Annotated in this window: 16 protein-coding genes; 12 read left to right on the forward strand and 4 right to left on the reverse strand. The window is 62.0% G+C overall.

The features are described 5' to 3' along the window. The first annotated feature begins 66 nt into the window (after nt 1–66). Genes TR36_RS02745 through TR36_RS02765 form a run of 5 tightly spaced genes read left to right on the forward strand, consistent with a single transcriptional unit; the run spans nt 67 to nt 6,953 of the window. Entirely contained in the window at nt 67–1,917 is a 1,851-nt protein-coding gene (locus tag TR36_RS02745; protein ID WP_062762329.1) for an extracellular solute-binding protein, read from the forward strand. Further along, nucleotides 1,917–3,011 (forward strand): microcin C ABC transporter permease YejB, encoded by a 1,095-nt coding sequence (locus TR36_RS02750; RefSeq protein WP_045387578.1) that lies wholly within the window; start codon nt 1,917–1,919, stop codon nt 3,009–3,011. Before TR36_RS02745 ends, TR36_RS02750 begins: the two co-directional genes overlap by 1 nt. After that, nucleotides 3,008–4,111: an ABC transporter permease gene (locus tag TR36_RS02755; RefSeq protein WP_045387575.1), complete on the forward strand. Its 1,104-nt coding sequence runs from the start codon at nt 3,008–3,010 to the stop codon at nt 4,109–4,111. Before TR36_RS02750 ends, TR36_RS02755 begins: the two co-directional genes overlap by 4 nt. Then, nucleotides 4,108–5,700, forward strand: a complete 1,593-nt coding sequence (locus TR36_RS02760) for an ABC transporter ATP-binding protein (protein ID WP_045387572.1) — start codon at nt 4,108–4,110, stop codon at nt 5,698–5,700. The genes TR36_RS02755 and TR36_RS02760 overlap by 4 nt, the downstream gene beginning before the upstream one ends. After that, entirely contained in the window at nt 5,697–6,953 is a 1,257-nt protein-coding gene (locus TR36_RS02765; protein ID WP_045387569.1) for a glycosyltransferase family 4 protein, read from the forward strand. The genes TR36_RS02760 and TR36_RS02765 overlap by 4 nt, the downstream gene beginning before the upstream one ends. A 48-nt stretch (nt 6,954–7,001) precedes the next feature. Here TR36_RS02765 and TR36_RS02770 read toward each other — a convergent pair whose 3' ends face one another. Next, nucleotides 7,002–8,405, reverse strand: a complete 1,404-nt coding sequence (locus tag TR36_RS02770; RefSeq protein WP_045388724.1) for a D-alanyl-D-alanine carboxypeptidase family protein — start codon at nt 8,403–8,405, stop codon at nt 7,002–7,004. A 157-nt stretch (nt 8,406–8,562) separates the two neighbouring features. Beyond that, nucleotides 8,563–9,264, reverse strand: a complete 702-nt coding sequence (locus tag TR36_RS02775; protein WP_045387566.1) for an HAD family hydrolase — start codon at nt 9,262–9,264, stop codon at nt 8,563–8,565. An 84-nt stretch (nt 9,265–9,348) separates the two neighbouring features. On the opposite strand from TR36_RS02775, the gene clpS reads away from it, so the two are divergent. Both clpS and TR36_RS02785 read left to right on the forward strand, forming a co-directional pair. Next, nucleotides 9,349–9,693 carry an ATP-dependent Clp protease adapter ClpS gene (gene clpS, locus TR36_RS02780; protein WP_062762331.1) on the forward strand — a complete coding sequence of 115 codons (345 nt, stop codon included), beginning with the start codon at nt 9,349–9,351 and terminating at the stop codon, nt 9,691–9,693. After that, complete coding sequence (locus TR36_RS02785; protein WP_045387560.1) at nt 9,690–10,649, forward strand: class I SAM-dependent methyltransferase; 960 nt, start codon at nt 9,690–9,692, stop codon at nt 10,647–10,649. The genes clpS and TR36_RS02785 overlap by 4 nt, the downstream gene beginning before the upstream one ends. Here the strand turns inward: TR36_RS02785 and TR36_RS02790 are convergent, their stop codons facing one another. Then, on the reverse strand, nt 10,650–11,054 hold the full coding sequence (locus TR36_RS02790) for a hypothetical protein (protein ID WP_045387557.1): 405 nt from the start codon (nt 11,052–11,054) through the stop codon (nt 10,650–10,652). A 100-nt stretch (nt 11,055–11,154) separates the two neighbouring features. Here TR36_RS02790 and hemF point away from each other — a divergent pair, with 100 nt between their 5' ends. After that, on the forward strand, nt 11,155–12,015 hold the full coding sequence (hemF, locus tag TR36_RS02795; protein WP_062762333.1) for an oxygen-dependent coproporphyrinogen oxidase: 861 nt from the start codon (nt 11,155–11,157) through the stop codon (nt 12,013–12,015). On the opposite strand, the gene TR36_RS02800 is transcribed toward hemF, so the two are convergent. Next, a complete protein-coding gene (locus tag TR36_RS02800) occupies nt 12,016–14,409 on the reverse strand; it encodes a ligase-associated DNA damage response DEXH box helicase (protein ID WP_062762335.1) in 2,394 nt (797 codons plus the stop codon). Between the two features lie 89 nt (nt 14,410–14,498). Between TR36_RS02800 and TR36_RS02805 the strand changes: the two genes are divergently transcribed. The 4 genes from TR36_RS02805 to TR36_RS02820 all read left to right on the forward strand — a co-directional run bounded on the left by TR36_RS02805 (nt 14,499) and on the right by TR36_RS02820 (nt 18,620). Then, a complete protein-coding gene (locus TR36_RS02805) occupies nt 14,499–15,311 on the forward strand; it encodes a TIGR00282 family metallophosphoesterase (RefSeq protein WP_045387548.1) in 813 nt (270 codons plus the stop codon). Continuing rightward, nucleotides 15,304–17,076 carry an SLC13 family permease gene (locus TR36_RS02810; RefSeq protein ID WP_045387545.1) on the forward strand — a complete coding sequence of 591 codons (1,773 nt, stop codon included), beginning with the start codon at nt 15,304–15,306 and terminating at the stop codon, nt 17,074–17,076. The genes TR36_RS02805 and TR36_RS02810 overlap by 8 nt, the downstream gene beginning before the upstream one ends. A 66-nt stretch (nt 17,077–17,142) precedes the next feature. Next, entirely contained in the window at nt 17,143–17,886 is a 744-nt protein-coding gene (locus TR36_RS02815) for a YebC/PmpR family DNA-binding transcriptional regulator (protein WP_045387542.1), read from the forward strand. Nucleotides 17,887–18,017: 131 nt separating this feature from the next. Beyond that, complete coding sequence (locus tag TR36_RS02820; protein WP_192841305.1) at nt 18,018–18,620, forward strand: LysE/ArgO family amino acid transporter; 603 nt, start codon at nt 18,018–18,020, stop codon at nt 18,618–18,620. Nucleotides 18,621–18,636 lie beyond the last annotated feature (16 nt).

The raw sequence follows: 18,636 nt of genomic DNA on the forward strand, positions 1-18,636 counted from the left end.
ATCGCAACTTGAGGCCGGACGGTGGTGCGGTTTACCATCGGACGGAATGAATTGGAGGATAACCGTATGGGGATGTCGCGCAGGGCGGTACTGGGGGGCTTCGGGCTTTCGGCATTTGGCTTGGCCTATCCGGGGTTGATCCCGTCACCGGCAGGGGCGCAGGAACCATCCGGTGATCCATCGAAAATCCTGAAGCGCCACGGGTTTTCTACTTTCGGCGAACTGGGCTTGCCGCCCGATTTTTCGCATCTGGGCTATGTGCGGCCCGATGCCCCCGAGGGCGGGGAGATTTCAATCTGGTCCCAGGGAACGTTCGACAGCTTCAACCCCTATGCGCGCGTGGGCCGTGCCCCGGCGGTTTCCGTCATGCCGTATGAAAGCCTGCTGGGTGATGTGGCCGATGAGGTCAGCGCCGCCTACGGTCTGGTTGCCCATGAGATCGAATATCCCGAAACGCAGGATTGGGTGATCTTCCACATGCGCCCCGAAGCGATGTTCTCGGACGGGACGCCCGTTACGGCGGCAGATGTCGTGTTTTCGCACAACCTGCTGCTGGAACAGGGCCTGCCTTCCTATGCGCAGGCCGTGAAGGCGCTGATCCCGACGGCAGAGGTCATCGACGATCATACCGTTCGCTTCGTGTTCGCCGATGGCGTGCCACGCAAGAACCTGATCAGCCAGGCCGGCGGCGTCCCGATCTGGTCAAAGGCGTGGTACGATAAAACCGGCGCGCGCCTGGATGAAAGCCGGTTCGAGACCTCACCGGGTTCGGGGCCGTATATTCTGGACAGCTGGGATGTGAACCGCCGCATCATCCTGAAGCGCAATCCCGATTACTGGGGACGTGACCTGCCGATCATGCGGGGACGCGCAAATTTCGATACGATCCGTGTGGAATTTTTTGCCGATACCAATGCCGCATTCGAGGCATTCAAGGCGGGTCAATATACGTTCCGGCAGGAAAACAGCTCTATTACTTGGGCGACTGGATATGATTTTCCCGCGCTGACCCGCGGTGAGGTGGTCAAGGAAGAACTGCCGGACGGCTCCATGCCCAGCGCATCGGGGTTCGTGATGAACCTGCGGCGTCCGCAGTTTCAGGACAGGCGCGTCCGGCAGGCGCTGGGCATGATGTACAACTTCACCTGGACCAACGATACGCTGCAATACGGGCTGTTCCAGCAACGTCAGAGTTTCTGGCAGAATACCGACCTGCAGGCAAAGGGCGTACCCGAGGGGGACGAACTGGCGCTGTTGCAAGAGGTGGCAGACCAGATCCCGCCGGAAATCCTGACGGAGGAGGTGACGGTGCCCCCCACCTCTGGCGATCGCCAGCTGGACCGCCGCAATCTGCGTGCCGCCCTGGCCTTGATGGAAGAGGCGGGGTATGCCTCCGATGACCGCGGTCAGCTGATGAAGGACGGCCAAGGGCTTGTGGTGGAATTCCTGACGCAGGATCCGCAGATGGACCGCTACGTCATTCCTTATGTCGATAACCTGAAGGCGCTGGGGGTGAATGCCACCTACCGCCGGGTGGACCCTGCGCAATATACCAGCCGCGAACGGGCGTTCGATTGGGACATGATCTACGACGCCTATAACAACGGCCCCGAAGAGGGGATCGGGCTTGGCCAGCGGTTCGGCTCGGATGCCAAGGAAGACATCTTCAACCCTGCGGGCTTTGCGTCACCAGCCGTGGACCATCTGATTGAAAAGGTGGTCGCCGCCACGACGCAGGCGGATATGGCCGCTGCCGTGCGCGCGGTCGACCGCATTCTGCGCTATGAACAATTCATGGTGCCGACCTGGTATCTGGGGAAATTCTGGGTCAGCTACTGGCAGGGTTACGGTCGCCCCCAGACATTGCCGCCCTATGCGCTGGGCCAGCTTGATTTCTGGTGGTCGGACAAAACCTGATGGGCGCCTATATCCTCCGCCGCCTGTTGCTGATCGTGCCGGTCCTGTTCGGAATCATGGTCATCAACTTTGCGCTTGTACAATTCGTGCCGGGTGGCCCGATCGAGCAGATCATCGCCAACATGGAAGGGCAGGGCGATGTGATGCAGGGCGTGACCGGTGGTCCCGGTGATGCCGGCGCCAATCGCGAGGTGACCTCGGGGCTGACCGGCACGACATATGTCGGCTCTCGCGGGTTGCCGCCCGAATTCATCGCCGACCTCGAAAAACAGTTCGGCTTCGACAAACCGCCGTTGGAGCGGTTCATGCTGATGATGGGCAACTATCTGCGGCTGGATTTCGGAGAAAGCTATTTCAGGTCGATTTCGGTGGTCGATCTGGTACTGGAAAAGATGCCGGTATCCATTTCGCTGGGGCTTTGGTCCACATTGATTGCCTATGCCATTTCCATTCCGCTGGGCATTGCCAAGGCAACGCGGGACGGCACGCGGTTCGACACATGGACCTCGGCCCTCATCATCGTCGCCTATGCCATTCCCGGGTTTCTGTTCGCGATCCTGCTGCTGGTCGTATTTGCGGGGGGCAGCTATTTCCAATGGTTCCCGATCAGGGGGCTGACCTCGGATAATTGGTCCCAGCTCGGATTTATTGCCAAGATCGGGGATTACTTGTGGCACATTGCGCTGCCGGTACTGGCCTCCACCATCGCCAGCTTTGCCACATTGACGCTGCTGACAAAGAACAGCTTTCTGGATGAAATCCGCAAGCAATATGTAATGACCGCCCGCGCAAAAGGACTGGCCGAACGGCGTGTCCTTTATGGCCATGTGTTCCGTAATGCGATGCTGATCGTGGTCGCGGGGTTTCCGGCGGTATTCGTATCGGTTTTCTTTGGCGGCAGCCTGATCATCGAGACGATCTTCTCTCTCGATGGGTTGGGGCGTCTGGCCTATGAGGCTGCGGTGGGACGGGATTACCCGGTCGTGTTCGGTACCCTGTTCGTCTTCAGCCTGATCGGTCTGGTCGTAGGGCTGATCTCCGATCTCATGTATGTCTGGATCGACCCGCGAATTGATTTCGGGAGCCGGAAATGAGTGCGCTGAACAAACGCCGCTGGCGCAATTTTCGATCGAACGGGCGGGCCTTCTGGTCGCTGTGGATATTTGCGGTCCTGTTCGGTCTGTCGCTGATGGCCGAGGTTGTTGCGAACGATCGCCCCATTCTGGTCAGCTACCGCGGCGAATGGATGGTGCCTGTCGCCAAGTTCTACCCCGAAACCGCCTTTGGAGGCGATTTCAGGACCGAGGCCGATTACAAGGTGCCCGAGGTCCAGTGCCTGATCGTATCCGGCGGGTCGGATGCCTGCTTCGATGATCCCGAAAGCGTCATGGCCGAGGCGGGAGAGCATGGAACGGTGGACGGAGAGCCCATTGAAAAAGGCTGGATGCTGTGGCCGCTGATCCCGTTCAGTTATGACACCGTGAACAATCTGGACCGGGCAGCCCCGTCGCCGCCCGATGCGGACCATTGGCTGGGTACGGATGATACGGCGCGGGATGTGCTGGCGCGGGTGATCTACGGATTTCGCCTGTCTGTCGGCTTTGCGCTGATCGTAACCTTTCTGACATCGGTGATCGGGATCGCCGCCGGCGCGGTTCAGGGGTATTTCGGGGGCTGGATCGACCTGACCTTCCAGCGGCTGATCGAATTATGGTCCTCCACCCCCATGCTCTATGTGATCATCATTGTCGGTGCGATCTGGCAGATGGGGTTCTGGCTGCTGGTGATCCTGACCGTGGTCTTTGGCTGGACCGCGCTTGTGGGTGTGGTGCGGGCCGAGTTTTTGCGGGCCCGCAATTTTGAATACGTGCGGGCGGCGCGGGCATTGGGCGTTAGCGATGGCACGATCATGTGGCGGCATGTGCTGCCCAATGCGATGGTTGCCACGGTCACGATGCTGCCCTTCATCACGGCGGGGGCCATCGGCAGCCTTGCGGCTCTTGATTTTCTGGGCTTCGGTCTGCCATCTTCGGCCCCTTCACTGGGGGAACTGACACTGCAGGCGAAACAGAACCTTCAGGCGCCGTGGCTCGGCTTTACCGCCTTTTTCACCTTTGCGCTGATGCTGTCGCTGCTTGTGTTCATCTTCGAAGGGGTGCGCGATGCGTTTGACCCCAGAAAGACCTTCAAATGAATGTACTGGAGGTTCGTGACCTGAACATCAGCTTCCGTCAGGAGGGGGCGACCCATCACGCGGTGAAGGGCGTTTCCTTTGCAGTGGGCAGGGGGGAAACCGTGGCGCTGGTCGGGGAAAGCGGTTCTGGAAAATCCGTGACCGCCCTGTCCACCGTGCAGCTGCTGGGGGATGCGGCCGAGGTGACAGGCTCGGTCAGATATCAGGGGAAAGAGATGGTCGGGGCTGCGGCCCGCGATCTGCGGGCGGTGCGGGGAAATGACATCAGCTTCATCTTTCAGGAGCCTATGACCTCGCTGAACCCGCTGCATACCATCGAACGGCAACTGGTGGAGAGCCTTGCGCTGCATCAGGGGCTGCGCGGGGCTGCCGCCCGTGCGCGGGTGCTGGAGCTGCTCGACAGGGTCGGGATCCGCGATGCCGAAAGCCGCCTTGGCGCCTATCCGCACCAGCTCTCGGGCGGGCAGCGTCAGCGCGTCATGATCGCGATGGCACTGGCGAACGGGCCGGATCTGCTGATCGCGGATGAGCCGACCACGGCGCTGGATGTGACCATTCAGGCGCAGATCCTCGATCTCCTGGCAGAGCTGAAAGAGCGGGAGGGATTGAGCCTGCTGTTCATCACCCATGATCTTGGCGTGGTCAAGAAGATCGCGGATCGTGTCTGTGTCATGCAGAACGGTGTGATCGTGGAGGAGGGGCGCACGGCAGAGCTGTTTGCCGCGCCGAAGCATCCCTATACCCGCAAACTTCTGGGGGCCGAACCCACGGGTACCCCTGATCCCATAGCCGGGAATGCGCCGGAGATATTGCGTACCGATGACCTGCGCGTATGGTTTCCGATCCACGGAGGGCTGCTGCGGCGGGTAACCGGCCATGTGAAGGCGGTGAATGCCGCCAGCCTGTCGGTGCGCGCCGGTGAAACGGTGGGCGTTGTCGGCGAAAGCGGATCGGGCAAGACGACCCTTGCGCTTGCAGTCCTGCGCCTGATCCAGAGCGAGGGCCCCATCCTGTTCATGGGGCAGGACATCCAGAATGTTCAGGCAAAGCATCTGCGGAACGTGCGGCGTGACCTTCAGGTCGTTTTTCAGGATCCTTTCGGCAGTCTTTCACCCCGCATGACGATCGAACAGATCATCGCCGAGGGGCTGGGGGTGCATGGCACCGATCCCGGTGTCGACCGTCACGATGCCGTGGCCCGTATCATGGTGGAGGTCGGGTTGGACCCTGCCACGATGACCCGCTATCCGCATGAATTCTCGGGCGGGCAGCGGCAGCGGATTGCAATTGCCCGTGCCATGATCCTGCGGCCCAAACTCGTGGTTCTGGACGAGCCGACTTCGGCCCTGGATATGACGGTGCAGGTGCAGATTGTGGATCTGCTGCGGGATCTGCAGCGGAAGTGGGGGCTGGCCTATGTGTTCATCAGCCATGACCTGCGGGTGGTCCGGGCGTTGTCGCATCAGATCATGGTGATGCGTGCAGGTGATGTGGTTGAAAGCGGCCCGGCGGAGCGCGTTTTCAACACTCCGCAAAGCGACTATACCCGCGCGCTTCTGGCGGCGGCAATGTCCGGCCACGGCAAATGAGGATCCTGTTCGTCCACCAGAACTTTCCCGGACAGTTTCTGCATCTTGCACCTGCCTTGATGGCACGGGGGCACGATGTCCGTGCCCTGACGGACGCAAGCAACCGGCGTGCGGATATATGCCCTGTGGTGCGCTACATATTTAATCCGGTCGGGGTGGATTCTGCGGCCACCCGGTTGGGACGGACCTATACCCTGCACAGCGATCGGGGTGTGGTCGTGGCCCGCGCGGCGCAGCAGATGCGGCAGAGCGGCTATGTGCCCGATCTCATCGTCGGGCATTCGGGTTGGGGTGAGACGCTTTTCCTGAAGAACGTCTGGCCCGAGGCCCGGCTGATTGCCTATGCCGAGCTCTATTACAACGGTCGGGGCATGGATGTCGGGTTCGACCCGGAATTCGGGGGCGAGGGGCTGGATGCCGATATGATCGCGCAGGGGCGTGCGGCGCATCTGGGGCAGGCGTTATTGCATGCCGATGCCGCCATTTCTCCCACGCGCTGGCAGGCCGATAGCCACCCGCCCGCATTGCGACGGATGATCAACGTCATCCATGACGGCATCGATACGACCCGCGTGGCCCCGGACCCGAATGCCAGCGTCATCCTGCCGGACGGTACGAAGTTCGCAGCAGGGGATGAAGTCCTGACCTTCGTGAACCGCAATCTGGAGCCATACCGCGGGTATCACACGTTCATGCGAGCGCTTCCCGCGGTTCTGGCGGCCAGACCGAACGCCCATGTGGTTCTGGTGGGGGCCGATGGTGTCAGCTATGGCACCACGCCCGCATCCGGTTCATGGAAAGAGCGGTTTCTGGCCGAGGTTCAGGACCGGCTGGACATGTCGCGCGTGCATTTCACGGGGATGCTGCCCTACAACAGTTTTCGGTCCCTGATGCAGGTAAGCCGCGTCCACGCCTATCTGACCTATCCGTTTGTCCTGTCGTGGTCCTTGCTGGAGGCGATGTCGGCGGGGGCGCTGGTGGTGGCCTCGGATACAGGGCCGGTGCGCGAAGTGATCGAAACCGGTGGGAACGGCCTTCTGGTGGATTTTTTCGATGTTGCGGGATGGTCCGCTGCCCTGATTGACGCATTAAGCCGGCCTGCCGATTTTGCCGCGCTGCGAAGCGCTGCCCGTGCGACCATCCAGTCCCGGTATGATCTGCGCAACATCTGCCTCCCGCGCCAGATCGCGCTGATCGAAAGCTTTCAGGCGGGACGTCTTCAGCCACTTCCGAGGGGCGCCGTTGCCGAATGAAAAAGGCCGGGCAAGTCGCCCGGCCTTTTCAACAGCTGCAGCAAAGGCTCATGGCCCGATTTCGAAGCACTCTTCCGAACGCGCCCGCAGCCTGCGGCATGCAAGGCTTGCCTGATCCTCGGTCAATCCCATGATGTTCGCATCATAGCCACTGGACCGCTGGACGATCTTGCGTAGCCCGTCGCCCAGGGTACTGCTTTCGACCAATGTGATCTTGGTCATGGCCCGATCGGCGGCATAGCTGGAATTGAAGCGCCCGACATTCACGCCCCAGAACCGGCCCCCAGAGGTGGACATGGTCGTCACCACCTCTTGCGGTTGCGGGGTCGGGGTCTTTTCGGCAACCAGTTCGAACGGCAGGGGCTGGCTGGTCGCGGAGGCGATGGCGGCATTGATGGAGGCCGCATCCGTCGTGGATCTTGCCTCGGGGACCGGAGAGCTTTCCAGTCCGGCCGTCGAGGCTGTCGTGACCGGCCGGCTTTCCAGTTCGGCCAGCGCGGTCGCCGATGCGCCGTCGCCGCGTGCCCGTGGCCGCGGCGATGTGCTGACCGTCGTCACGACAGGCGTGCGGATATTGGCGATGACCGGCCCCGCTTGGGAATAATCGGGTGCGCTTGGCGGAATGATCGTGGCGGAGCGGGGCGCACGGTCAAAACCCATGTCCAGCAGCTTTGCCATCTTTGCATTCCGGTCGGCGGTGGAGGTGCCACCCATCACTGTTGCAATGATCCGGACGTTGCCACGCAAGGCCGAGGCCGTAAGGTTGAAGCCCGCCGCCGATGTATAGCCGGTCTTGATGCCATCGGCCCCCTCGTAGGCATCCAGAAAGCGGCGGTTCGTGCTGGCGACCGTGGCAATGCCCGCATCGGTGCTGCGGCGTGAGAACAGGTTGTAGTATTCCGGGAAATCGAACAGCAGGTGACGGCCCAGAATGGTCAGGTCATGCGCGGTGGAGAGGTGGCCTGCCGTTGTCAGGCCGTTCGCATTCTTGAATGTGGTATTCTCGAGGCCCAGAGCCGCAGCGGTGCGGTTCATCATTCCGGCAAATGTTGCCTCATCCCCGCCAAGGGCGTCCCCGATGGCCGAAGCCGCATCATTGGCCGATTTGACGGCTGCGGCGCGGATAAGATAGCGAAGGGCGATCTTCTGTCCGGTCCGCAGGCCAAGGCGCGAGGGGGGTTGCGACGCGGCATTGCTGGACACGGTGATCATGGTATCCAGCGTGACCTTGCCTTCCTTGATCGACTGGAACGCGATATACAGCGTCATCATCTTGGTCAGCGATGCGGGGTGCAGCCGCGTGTTCGCATTGGTCTCGTAGATTGTTTCCCCGGTTCGCGCATCCATGACAAAGGCGGCATAGGGCGCCGCGCGGGAGATCCCGCTGGCCATGACAACCACAACCAATGCCAGCAGCGAAAGCCGGACGAACTGCTCCAGAAGCGATTTCATCGCCTGTCCCATATTTTTGTTCCTGCCTCGGTGGTCCCTTTCTTTATGCCGAAGGGACTTGTCGATTGCTTAAAAAGGTACCACAGCCGACAGGGTGCCGAAACCTTTTTCACCTCACAGAAAGGGGAGGGTGGCGGAAAAGCCCACCCTGCCCAGATCATGTGCCGCGTTCGATTTCCAGAACCAGATGGGGCAGTCCGCCCAGATCCGGCAGCTCGTGGAACCGCGGGTGGTGTTCCGGTGGATCGGCATGATCCAGCGCCCAGATCGGGCCGTAGGGCACATGTACACCCCACCCGCCCGCCGAAAGAATCGGCAATACGTCGGATTTCATCGAATTGCCGACCATCAGCGACTGCCCCGCCCCCTGACCGTGGCGGGCAAAGATACGGGTATAGACTTCGGGCGTCTTGTCCGAAACGATCTCGACCCCGTGGAACAGATCCCCGAGGCCGGAGGCCGCCAGCTTCCGTTCCTGATCCAGCAGGTCCCCTTTGGTGATCAGAAGAATGCGGTGGCTGCGGGACAGGGTTTCGACCGTGGCGCGGGCGTGGGGCAGCAGGTTGACCGGATGTTCCAGCATGTCCCGCCCCGCCGCCAGCAGTTCCGATATGACAGCGGCCGGCACGCGGCCCTCTGTCACCTCGATCGCGGTTTCGATCATCGACAGGGTAAAGCCCTTCACCCCGAACCCGTAATGGCCCAGATTGCGGCGCTCGGCCTCCAGCAGGCGTTCGTTCAGATGGGGAACGGGGGCGTAATCCGCCAGCAGTTCGACAAACCTTTCCTGCGTCAGCCTGAAGTAGGCCTCGTTGGCCCAGAGGGTGTCATCCGCATCAAATCCGATGGTCGTCAGCATGGTCGTCTTTGCGCCCCTTTTCCTTGCCGTGAAATAGGCTATATTGGTGCAATCCCCGCACGTGAACCTTTGAAGGCCCAACGCATGGCACCGAGACCGCATTTCATGGCCGGCCCGCCCGATCAGCCGGGCGACGATCCCAGCCTTATGACCAAGACACGGCCGAAAACGCAACGGCCCCCGATGTACAAAGTGCTGATCCTGAATGATGACTACACTCCGATGGAGTTTGTGGTGCATGTTCTGGAGCGGTTCTTCGGCCTGACCCATGCACAGGCCTTCGAGATCATGCTGACGGTGCATAAGAAAGGCCTCGCGGTTGTGGGCGTGTTCAGCCATGAAATCGCGGAAACCAAGGTCGTGCAGGTGATGGATTTCGCCCGCCGCCACCAGCATCCGCTGCAATGCACGATGGAAAAAGAAGAATGAGGGCAGCCCGCCTTGGTCTGGCGCTGGATACCGGCGCGCTGACGTTGCCCGAGGGGCGTATCGCGATATTGGGTCCGCATGCCGGTGACGATATTTCCGCCCTGCCCAAGGACCGCACGGTTGTCGTGCAGGGGTTCCGCCCGGATCACGATCACTTTGCAGCTCAGGGCTGGCAGACAGCGGTGGTTCCGCCCGCCGATGCCACGACGATGATCGTTTGCCTGCCCCGTGCCAAGGCGCATGCGCAGGCGATGCTTTCCGTAGCGGCCAAGGTCGGTGTCTCAGTCGTGGACGGACAGAAGACGGACGGCATCGATTCCGTTCTGCGGGATCTGCGGGCGCGCGGCACGGTCGGAGAGGCGGTGACCAAGGCACATGGCAAACTGGCCGTATTCGAAGCCGATCTGGATGAATGGGCCGCCGCGCCGCGGATGGTCGAAGGGTTCCAGACGGTGCCGGGGGTATTTTCTGCAGATGGTCCGGATCGCGGATCGGTGCTGCTGGCCGATCTGCTGGGCCCGCTGAAGGGGCGTGTTGCGGATCTGGGCGCGGGCTGGGGATATCTGTCCCGTGCCGCACTGGCCAAAGGCGCGGCCGAGCTGGATCTGGTCGAGGCGGATGCGGCAGCGCTTGAATGCGCCCGCATCAATGTGCCGGGCGAGAATGTGCGCTTCCATTGGGCCGATGCCACGACCTGGACGCCCGACCGGTCGCTGCGCCATGTGGTCTGCAACCCGCCGTTCCATACGGGGCGGGATGCCGATCCGGCGCTTGGCATCGCGTTCATCACGCAGGCCGCACGTATTCTGGCAAGCGAGGGGACATTGTGGCTGGTCGCGAACCGCCACCTGCCGTATCGCGAGGTGCTGCAGGCGGCCTTTCGCAAGGTTGAGGAAATTGGCGGCGACGGCGCGTTTCGCGTGGTGCGTGCCGAAGGCCCGAACCGCCGACGCTGATTATTCGGGGTAAAGGGCGGTGCATTGTTGCACCGTTGCCTGCGCTTCGCGCGCCAGGGCGGTCCGCTTCCCCTTGAGTGAGGCCAGCGTTTCCGATTGTTCCGTCAGGTTGACGGCGACAGGGCGCGTACGGGTGATGATTTCGTCATCCCAGCACATCCGCGGTGCCCCCCGCACGATCCGGCCGTCTCGGGTGCGCGTGCTGTAAAAGCCGCATTGGCGATAGGTGGGGCGCGAAACCTGATACTGTTCCGTGGCATATCCCCGGTCCAGCGTCAGCTCGGTCTGGGCGATCAGCCTGTCCACAACCTGCAGATTCCGGGTGGCATCGCTGACACACCGTTCACGCGGTGTGGCACAGGCCGAAAGTGCAAGGATCACGGGCAGCAGAATCAATGGCTTCATGGTGGGCCTCCTCCACCCCCGTTTTATAGCGCGGGCGCGTTGCGCTTCCAATGGTCCCCGCGCATCTGCTAGGGGTGGGTGATAGCGAAGGGATCCCCCCATGGATGATAAGAAACAGCTTGCTGCCACCTGGTTTGACCAGTTGCGCGATACCATCGTTTCCGCCTTTGAGGCGGCCGAGGACAGCACCACCTCCGATCTGCCCGCAGGCCGGTTCGAGGTGACGCCGACCCGCCGCGGTGCGAACGGCGAGGGTGGGGGTGGCCGGATGAGCGTGATGCGCGGCGGCCGGTTGTTTGAAAAGGTGGGGGTCAATGTCTCGGCGGTGCATGGCACACTGTCGGCAGGGGCGGCGCGGGCCATGGCCTCGCGCGGGGTGGCGGGGATCGAGGATGATCCGCGGTTCTGGGCATCCGGGGTCAGCCTGGTGGCCCATATGCAGAATCCGCACTGTCCGGCGGTGCATATGAACACGCGGATGTTCTGGACCCCCGGCGCATGGTGGTTCGGGGGCGGGGCGGACCTGAACCCCTGCATCGAATACGATCAGGATACGGCGCAGTTTCACGACACGCTGCGCGCGGCCTGCGATGACCATGGTGCGGATTATTACAGCCGTTTCAAGGCATGGGCCGACGAGTATTTCTATATTCCGCACCGCAAACGGGCGCGGGGCGTTGGCGGCATTTTCTTTGATGATCTGAACACCGGCGATTGGGAGGCCGATTTTGCCTTTACCCAATCTGTGGGCCGTGCCTTTCTGCCCGCGTTCCTGCCCCTGACCGACCGTCGGCGGGATACCCCGTGGACCGAGGCCGACCGCGAGGCGCAGCTGGTCCATCGCGGCCTCTATGCGGAATATAACCTCGTCTATGACCGCGGCACGAAATTCGGGCTGGAATCCGGCCATGATGCCAACGCCGTCCTGATGAGCCTGCCTCCCTTGGCCAAGTGGATCTGATCAGAGGTCTGCCAGACCAGCCTCGCGCATCAGGCGCGCGGCCTCTTCCGCCATCAGCCGTTCCCTTGCGGCCCCCACCACCGGCACAGGCCCCATTTCCAGCAGCATGGGAGCCGCCAGCGGGGTGACGCGGGGGCAGGCGACCAGATCGATGCGCCCCTGAATGCGGGCCAGCATGTCTTCAATCCGGGCATAATCCACAAGTCCGCGTTCCGCTTCCTCACGGGTGATCTGCAGCATCAGGTGATCGGGGTCGAACTTGCGTAGCGTGTCATACAGGATATCGGAGGAGAATGTGGCCTGACGCCCCGATTTCCGCCGGCCCTGATGGCTGCGCTCGATCAACCCTGCGATGATGGCCGAATTGCGAAAGGTGCGTTTCATGACCGCATTGCCGGCCAGCCATGTTTCCAATCCCTCACGCAGCCCGTCCGGTGTGAACAGGGGGGCGGGGTCCGTCACCTCTTCCAGCCCCCAGATCAGCGTGGCGTAATCCGTTGCCACAAATCCCAAGGGCGCAAGGCCTGCCGCCTCCATCCGTTTGGTCAGCAGCAGGCCAAGTGTCTGCATCGCGTTGCGGCCCGCAAATCCGTATACGCAGAAATGGGCGCGCCCCTCATGCGGGAATGTCTCGCATAGCAGCCGATGCTCGGTCGGCAGGCGGGAGGCCTGCTGCTGCAGCGCCAGCCATTCGGCCGTGTGGGCGGGCAGGTCGGGCCAGTGATCCTGCAGAAACATCTGCAGGATGCGGTGGGTCAGGAGGGTGGATGTGGCGAATTTCGTTCCGCCGAATGTCGCCACCTTCGGGTCGCGACCGGGTGCGCGGGTCACTTCTACCGTCAGTTCGCTCAATCCTTCGTAGCGAACGATCTGACCGGCCATCAAGAAGGTATCGCCGGGGGTAAGGGTGGCGGCGAACCCCTCCTCGATCTCTCCCAAGGGGGTACCCCGGCCACGGAACCGGACCTTCAGCGTTTCGGTGTCGATGATCGTCCCGAGGTTCTGGCGGATGACCGAGGCGCTGCGCGGATCGCGCAATTGCCACAATCCCCCCTTTTCCATAAGCCGCCGCCAGCGGTCGTAGGCCTGAAGGGCATAGCCGCCGGTTGCACAGAACTCCAGGCAGGCATCGAACTGCGGTCTGGTCAGGGCGGCATAGGGGCCCGCCGTCACCACTTCGGCATAAAGCGACGAGGCATCGAACGGGCCGGCGCAGGCGGTGGCAAGGATATGCTGGCACAGCACGTCGCGGGGTCCGCTCCCCCGTGGCTCTCCATCCAGATCGCGGGCACGGACCGCCTGAAGGGCGGCCACGCATTCGACCACCTCGAACCGGTTGGCAGGGATCAGCAGTGCCTTTGACGGGGCATTGTATCGGTGATTGGCCCTACCGATGCGCTGCACCAGCCGTTTGACGTTCTTCGGCGCGCCGACCTGGATCACCAGATCCACGTCGCCCCAGTCAATTCCCAGATCAAGGCTGCCGGTGCAGACGATGGCGCGCAACGCGCCCGCAGCCATGGCGGATTCCACACGTTTGCGCTGTTCCAGTGACAGGCTACCATGATGGATGGCGATGGGCAGGTCATCGGTATTGGCCAGCCAAAGCTCGTGGAAAAACAGCTCGGCCTGGGCGCGCGTGTTGTGAAAGATCAGGGTGGTGCGGTGGCGGGCGACCTCGCGCAGAACCTCGGGGATGGCATAGCGCCCACCGCTTCCGGCCCATGGCGGTGGCCTGCTGGTGGCCATCATCGAAATGTCGGGATCAGGGCCGGGATCGGCATCGATGATCCGGCACCCCTCCGGTGCCAGAAACCGGCCAAGGGCGGGCGGGTCCTCTACCGTGGCCGACAAGCCGATCCGCCGCATGTCGGGGGCCAGCGTTTGCAGGCGCGCCAGGCCAAGCATCAACTGATCCCCGCGCTTGTTTTCGGCAAGTGCGTGGATTTCATCCACAATCACCCGCTGCAGCCCGGCAAAGATGCGCGGTGCATCCTCATATGACAGCAGCAGCGCCAGGGATTCCGGGGTGGTCAGCAAAATATGCGGCGGATCGGCGCGTTGCCGCCGCCGTGCGGTATAGGAGGTATCGCCGGTCCTGTCCTCAATCCGGATCGGCAGGCCTGCCCCCTCAACCGGGGCGGTCAGATTCCGCCGGATATCCGAAGTCAGCGCCTTCAATGGCGAAATATAAAGCGTGTGCAGCCCCTTGTGCCGCCCGTCCGCCAGTTCGGCGAGCGTGGGCAGGAAACCGGCCAGCGTCTTTCCTCCGCCCGTGGGGGCGATCAGCAGGGTGGCCGATGCATCGGCGGCGTTCAGCATGGCGCGTTGATGCGGGTGAAGCTGCCAGTTGCGCGCAGCAAACCAGTCGGAGAGGGAATGCGATAAATCCATCGCCCAATAGATAAGGGGATGTTGCCCGAGGGCAAAGGCCGAGAAAATTGTTCTTGCCTGCTGCGCGACCCACCCCTAACGCTGACAGGATGAAAATACTGTTTTTAGGCGATGTAATGGGGCGTGCGGGTCGGTCAGCGGTGGCCGAGCGTTTGCCCAAGCTGCGAACCGACCTCGGTCTCGATTTCGTGGTAATCAATGGCGAGAATGCAAGCGGTGGGCGCGGTTTGACCGGGGCCCATGCCCGCCTGCTGTTCGAGGCGGGGGCGGATGCGATCACCCTGGGTGATCACGCCTTCGACCAGAAGGACATGCTGCAATATGCCGAAACCGAGCCGCGCATCATCCGTCCGTTGAATTTTGCCAAGACCGCGCCGGGCAAGGGCGCGCGGGTGCTGAACGCCACCAACGGGCGCCGCGTGCTTGTCACGCAGGTTCTGGGGCAGGTGTTCATGAAGCGGGCCTATGACGATCCGTTCTCGGCGGTGGATACCGCCCTGAAGACGCATGGCGGATCGGTTCAGGCCGTGCTTGTCGATATGCACTGTGAGGCGACCAGCGAGAAAATGGCCATGGGCCATTGGTGTGACGGGCGGGCCAGTTTGGTGGTCGGCACGCATACCCATATTCCAACCGGGGATGCGCAGATCCTGCCCGGGGGCACCGGCTATCTGACCGATGCCGGAATGTGTGGCGATTATGACAGCGTGATCGGCATGCAGAAGCTGGAACCGCTGCGCCGGTTCATTACCGGCATGCCGAAAGACAGGTTTGAACCGGCTGCTGGCCCTGCCACATTGTCCGGGGCGTTCGTGGAAACGGATGACCGGACGGGCAAGGCCAAAAGCATCACAATGGTCCGCACGGGCGGACGTTTGCAGGAGTCTCTGCCGAATGTTTGAACTTTCCGCCACTGCGATGCCTTGGGTTGCGATCGCAATCATTCTGGCAATGCTGGTTCTGTTCATACTCGAGACTTTTCCAGTGGAGGTGACGGCCATTGCCGGCGCCGCACTGATGACGGTGCTGGGTATTCTGCCTTTGAGCGAGGCCAAGAATATCCTGTCCAACAATGCGCCCTGGACCATCGCGCTGATGTTCATCGTGGTGGGGGCGCTGGTCCGGACCGGTACGCTGGACAGCATCACCCATCTGGCCGACCGCTGGGTGCGCACGCATCCGGCGGCCACAGTGGCTGCCCTGGGCATGGGCATCGTCGGGCTTTCGGCCGTGGTCAACAACACGCCGGTGGTGGTGGTCTTTCTTCCGGTGTTCATAAAGCTGGCGCACACAATGAAGATCGCGCCGTCCAAGCTGCTGATCCCGCTGTCCTATCTGTCGATCATGGGCGGAACCATGACGCTGGTCGGCACATCCACCAACCTCGTCGTGGACGGGGTTGCCCGATCTTCGGGGTTGGAGCCGTTCGGCATCTTCGAGATCACCCCCATCGGGATTCCGATCGCGATTGTGGGCATGCTGTATCTGGCCACCGTGGGCCGCTGGCTTCTGCCCAGCCGCGAATCCATGAGCACGCTGCTGGGTGGCCGTTCCAAGATGAAATTCTTTACCGAGGTTGCCATCGCGCATGACAGCTCCCTCGTCGGGGTGCCGGTGCTGGAGGCGGACCTGTTCAAGCGGAGCGGCGTCCGGGTGATCGACGTGCTGCGGGGCGACAATTCCCTGCGGCGCAATCTGGATGAAACCGTTCTGATGGCAGGGGACCGCGTGGTTCTGCGCACCCCGATGCAGGAGCTGCTGTCCTTTCAGGACCACAAGGATCTGCAATCCATCGACAAGCTGTCTTCGGTCCAGACCGACACGGTGGAGGTGCTGATCACCCCCGGCTGCCGGATGATCGGCCGCCGTCTGGGAGAGGTGCGTCTGCGCCGCCGCTACGGTATCTATGTGCTGGCAGCACACCGCCGGAATCAGAACATCGGCCGCCAGCTGGATGATCTGGTGGTGGCCGTCGGCGATACCCTGCTTCTTGAAGGGCGGATGGAGGATGTCAAACGTCTGGCCGCCGATATGGACATGGTAGAAATCAGCCACCCGACAGAACGCCCGTTCCGGCGCAAACGCGCGCCGATCGTGGTGGCGGTCCTGTTGGGGATCATCGTGCTGTCTTCGTTCAACGTGGCCCCCATCGAGATTCTTGCGTTTCTTGGTGTGGCCGTCGTGCTGGTCACCCGCTGCATCGACGCGGATGAGGCCTTTGCCTCCATCGACGGGCGTTTGCTGGGAATGCTGTTCGGCATGATTGCCGTCGGGCAGGGGATGGAGCATTCCGGCGCGGTGGAGCTGATCGTGACCTATGCCCAGCCCTATCTGGCCGGTCTGCCCGGTTGGGCGCTGATCTTCTTTGTGTTCGCCCTGACATCCCTGCTGACGGAACTGCTGTCGAACAACGCCGTGGCCGTGGTGGTGACGCCTGTGGCAATCGGCCTGTCGCTCGGGCTCGGGATCGATCCGCGGCCGATCCTGATCGCGGTCATGCTGGGGGCCTCGTTCGGCTTTGCAACGCCGATCGGGTATCAGTGCAACCTGCTGGTCTATGGGCCGGGCGGGTACACATTCGGGGATTTTCTGCGGGTCGGTATCCCGCTCAACATCCTGATGGGGATTGTCGCCGCGATTGTCATCCCCTTGGTTTACGGGCTCTAGGGCTTGTAGTGCTCCCCCGCGCCGTTTTATAGACAGCGCGGGTTTCATGCGACGAGGACGGGTATCATGGCAGGCCATTCGAAATGGGCAAACATCCAGCATCGTAAAGGCAAGCAGGACAAGCTGCGCGCCAAGGCGTTTTCAAAGCTGTCGAAGGAAATTACCGTCGCGGCCAAGATGGGTGACCCGGACCCTGAGAAGAACCCGCGGCTGCGTCTGGCCGTCAAGGCGGCCAAGGCCGTTTCGATGCCCAAGGACGTGATCGACCGTGCGATCAAGAAATCGCAGGCAGGGGATTCCGAGGATTATACGGAACTGCGCTACGAAGGTTACGGTCCGAACGGCATTGCCGTGATCGTGGAAACGATGACCGATAACGTCAACCGGACCGCCTCCAACGTCCGCAGCTACTTCTCCAAGAACGGCGGCAATCTGGGCACCACGAATTCGGTTGCCTTCATGTTCGACCGGGTTGGTGAAATCACCTATCCGATCACGGCAGGGGATGCGGACACCGTGATGATGGCCGCATTGGAGGCAGGCGCCGAGGATGTGGACAGTGACGAGGACGGTCACTGGATCTATTGTCCGATGGACGATCTGGCGGCCGTGTCCGATGCCATGGAAAGCGCGCTGGGTGAGGCGACCGAGGCCAAACTGGTCTGGAAACCGCAGACCCGCACCGAAGTCGATCTGGAAACCGCACAAAAGCTGATGAAGCTGATCGATACGCTGGAAGAAGATGATGACGTCCAGAACGTCACTGCCAACTTCGATATTCCCGCAGATGTGGCAGCACAGCTAGACTGAGCATGGTCGTGCGTCGGGTGGAAACTGATCCATCCGCAGATTTGGGGTAGCGCACCTGTGACCGGGTGGGCTACCGATCATCTGGTTCCGTCATGCCGGGAACCGGGAAGGGTTCATTCCGGGTTCTTTTCATGCTGCCAGCATTCATTTCCGGCTTTTTTACCTCGCTCAGCCTGATCCTTGCGATCGGGGCGCAGAATGCCTTTGTGCTGCGGCAGGGGCTTCGCCGTCAGTACGTGGGCACGGTCGTTCTGATCTGCGCGTTCTCGGACGCTTTGTTGATCACCGCAGGGGTTGCCGGTTTCGGGCTGGCCGAACAGGCCGTTCCATGGCTGGGGCCCGTCATGCGCGGGGCGGGGGCCGCATTCCTGATCGTCTATGGTGGGCTCCGTTTTCTTGCGGCATGGCGCGGGGGCGCGGCGCTGGAGGCCGAGGCAGCCCCGGTTCCGCGGGCCCGTATCGTGGCGGTCACATTGCTGCTGACATGGGCAAACCCGCATGTCTATCTGGATACGCTGATGCTGATCGGCTCGGTCTCGACCCGATATGCGCCATGGCAGGGAATGTTTGCCACGGGGGCGGTTCTGGCGTCATTTGTGTTCTTTGCGGCATTGGGATACGGGGCAAGGGGGCTTGCTCCGTTGTTTCGCCGGCCTGCCGCCTGGCGTGTGCTTGAAACCCTTGTGGGAGTGGTCATGTGGACGATCGCGCTATCGCTGCTTCTGGGGTTGTGATCCAACCTGCACCCCA

Origin of the sequence: Falsirhodobacter sp. alg1 (assembly GCF_000739715.2) — a bacterium.
Taxonomy (GTDB): Bacteria; Pseudomonadota; Alphaproteobacteria; order Rhodobacterales; family Rhodobacteraceae; genus Falsirhodobacter.

Excerpts from the sequence above, each read along its gene's own strand:
- TR36_RS02815 (WP_045387542.1), top strand. The coding sequence starts at position 17,143 with ATGGCAGGCCATTCGAAATGGGCAAACATCCAGCATCGTAAAGGCAAG.
- TR36_RS02745 (WP_062762329.1), top strand. The coding sequence starts at position 67 with ATGGGGATGTCGCGCAGGGCGGTACTGGGGGGCTTCGGGCTTTCGGCA.
- hemF (WP_062762333.1), top strand. The coding sequence starts at position 11,155 with ATGGATGATAAGAAACAGCTTGCTGCCACCTGGTTTGACCAGTTGCGC.
- TR36_RS02820 (WP_192841305.1), top strand. The coding sequence starts at position 18,018 with ATGCTGCCAGCATTCATTTCCGGCTTTTTTACCTCGCTCAGCCTGATC.
- TR36_RS02760 (WP_045387572.1), top strand. The coding sequence starts at position 4,108 with ATGAATGTACTGGAGGTTCGTGACCTGAACATCAGCTTCCGTCAGGAG.
- TR36_RS02770 (WP_045388724.1), bottom strand. The coding sequence starts at position 8,405 with ATGAAATCGCTTCTGGAGCAGTTCGTCCGGCTTTCGCTGCTGGCATTG.
- TR36_RS02805 (WP_045387548.1), top strand. The coding sequence starts at position 14,499 with ATGAAAATACTGTTTTTAGGCGATGTAATGGGGCGTGCGGGTCGGTCA.
- TR36_RS02790 (WP_045387557.1), bottom strand. The coding sequence starts at position 11,054 with ATGAAGCCATTGATTCTGCTGCCCGTGATCCTTGCACTTTCGGCCTGT.
- TR36_RS02775 (WP_045387566.1), bottom strand. The coding sequence starts at position 9,264 with ATGCTGACGACCATCGGATTTGATGCGGATGACACCCTCTGGGCCAAC.
- TR36_RS02755 (WP_045387575.1), top strand. The coding sequence starts at position 3,008 with ATGAGTGCGCTGAACAAACGCCGCTGGCGCAATTTTCGATCGAACGGG.
- TR36_RS02765 (WP_045387569.1), top strand. The coding sequence starts at position 5,697 with ATGAGGATCCTGTTCGTCCACCAGAACTTTCCCGGACAGTTTCTGCAT.
- TR36_RS02800 (WP_062762335.1), bottom strand. The coding sequence starts at position 14,409 with ATGGATTTATCGCATTCCCTCTCCGACTGGTTTGCTGCGCGCAACTGG.
- TR36_RS02750 (WP_045387578.1), top strand. The coding sequence starts at position 1,917 with ATGGGCGCCTATATCCTCCGCCGCCTGTTGCTGATCGTGCCGGTCCTG.
- TR36_RS02785 (WP_045387560.1), top strand. The coding sequence starts at position 9,690 with ATGAGGGCAGCCCGCCTTGGTCTGGCGCTGGATACCGGCGCGCTGACG.
- TR36_RS02810 (WP_045387545.1), top strand. The coding sequence starts at position 15,304 with ATGTTTGAACTTTCCGCCACTGCGATGCCTTGGGTTGCGATCGCAATC.
- clpS (WP_062762331.1), top strand. The coding sequence starts at position 9,349 with ATGGCACCGAGACCGCATTTCATGGCCGGCCCGCCCGATCAGCCGGGC.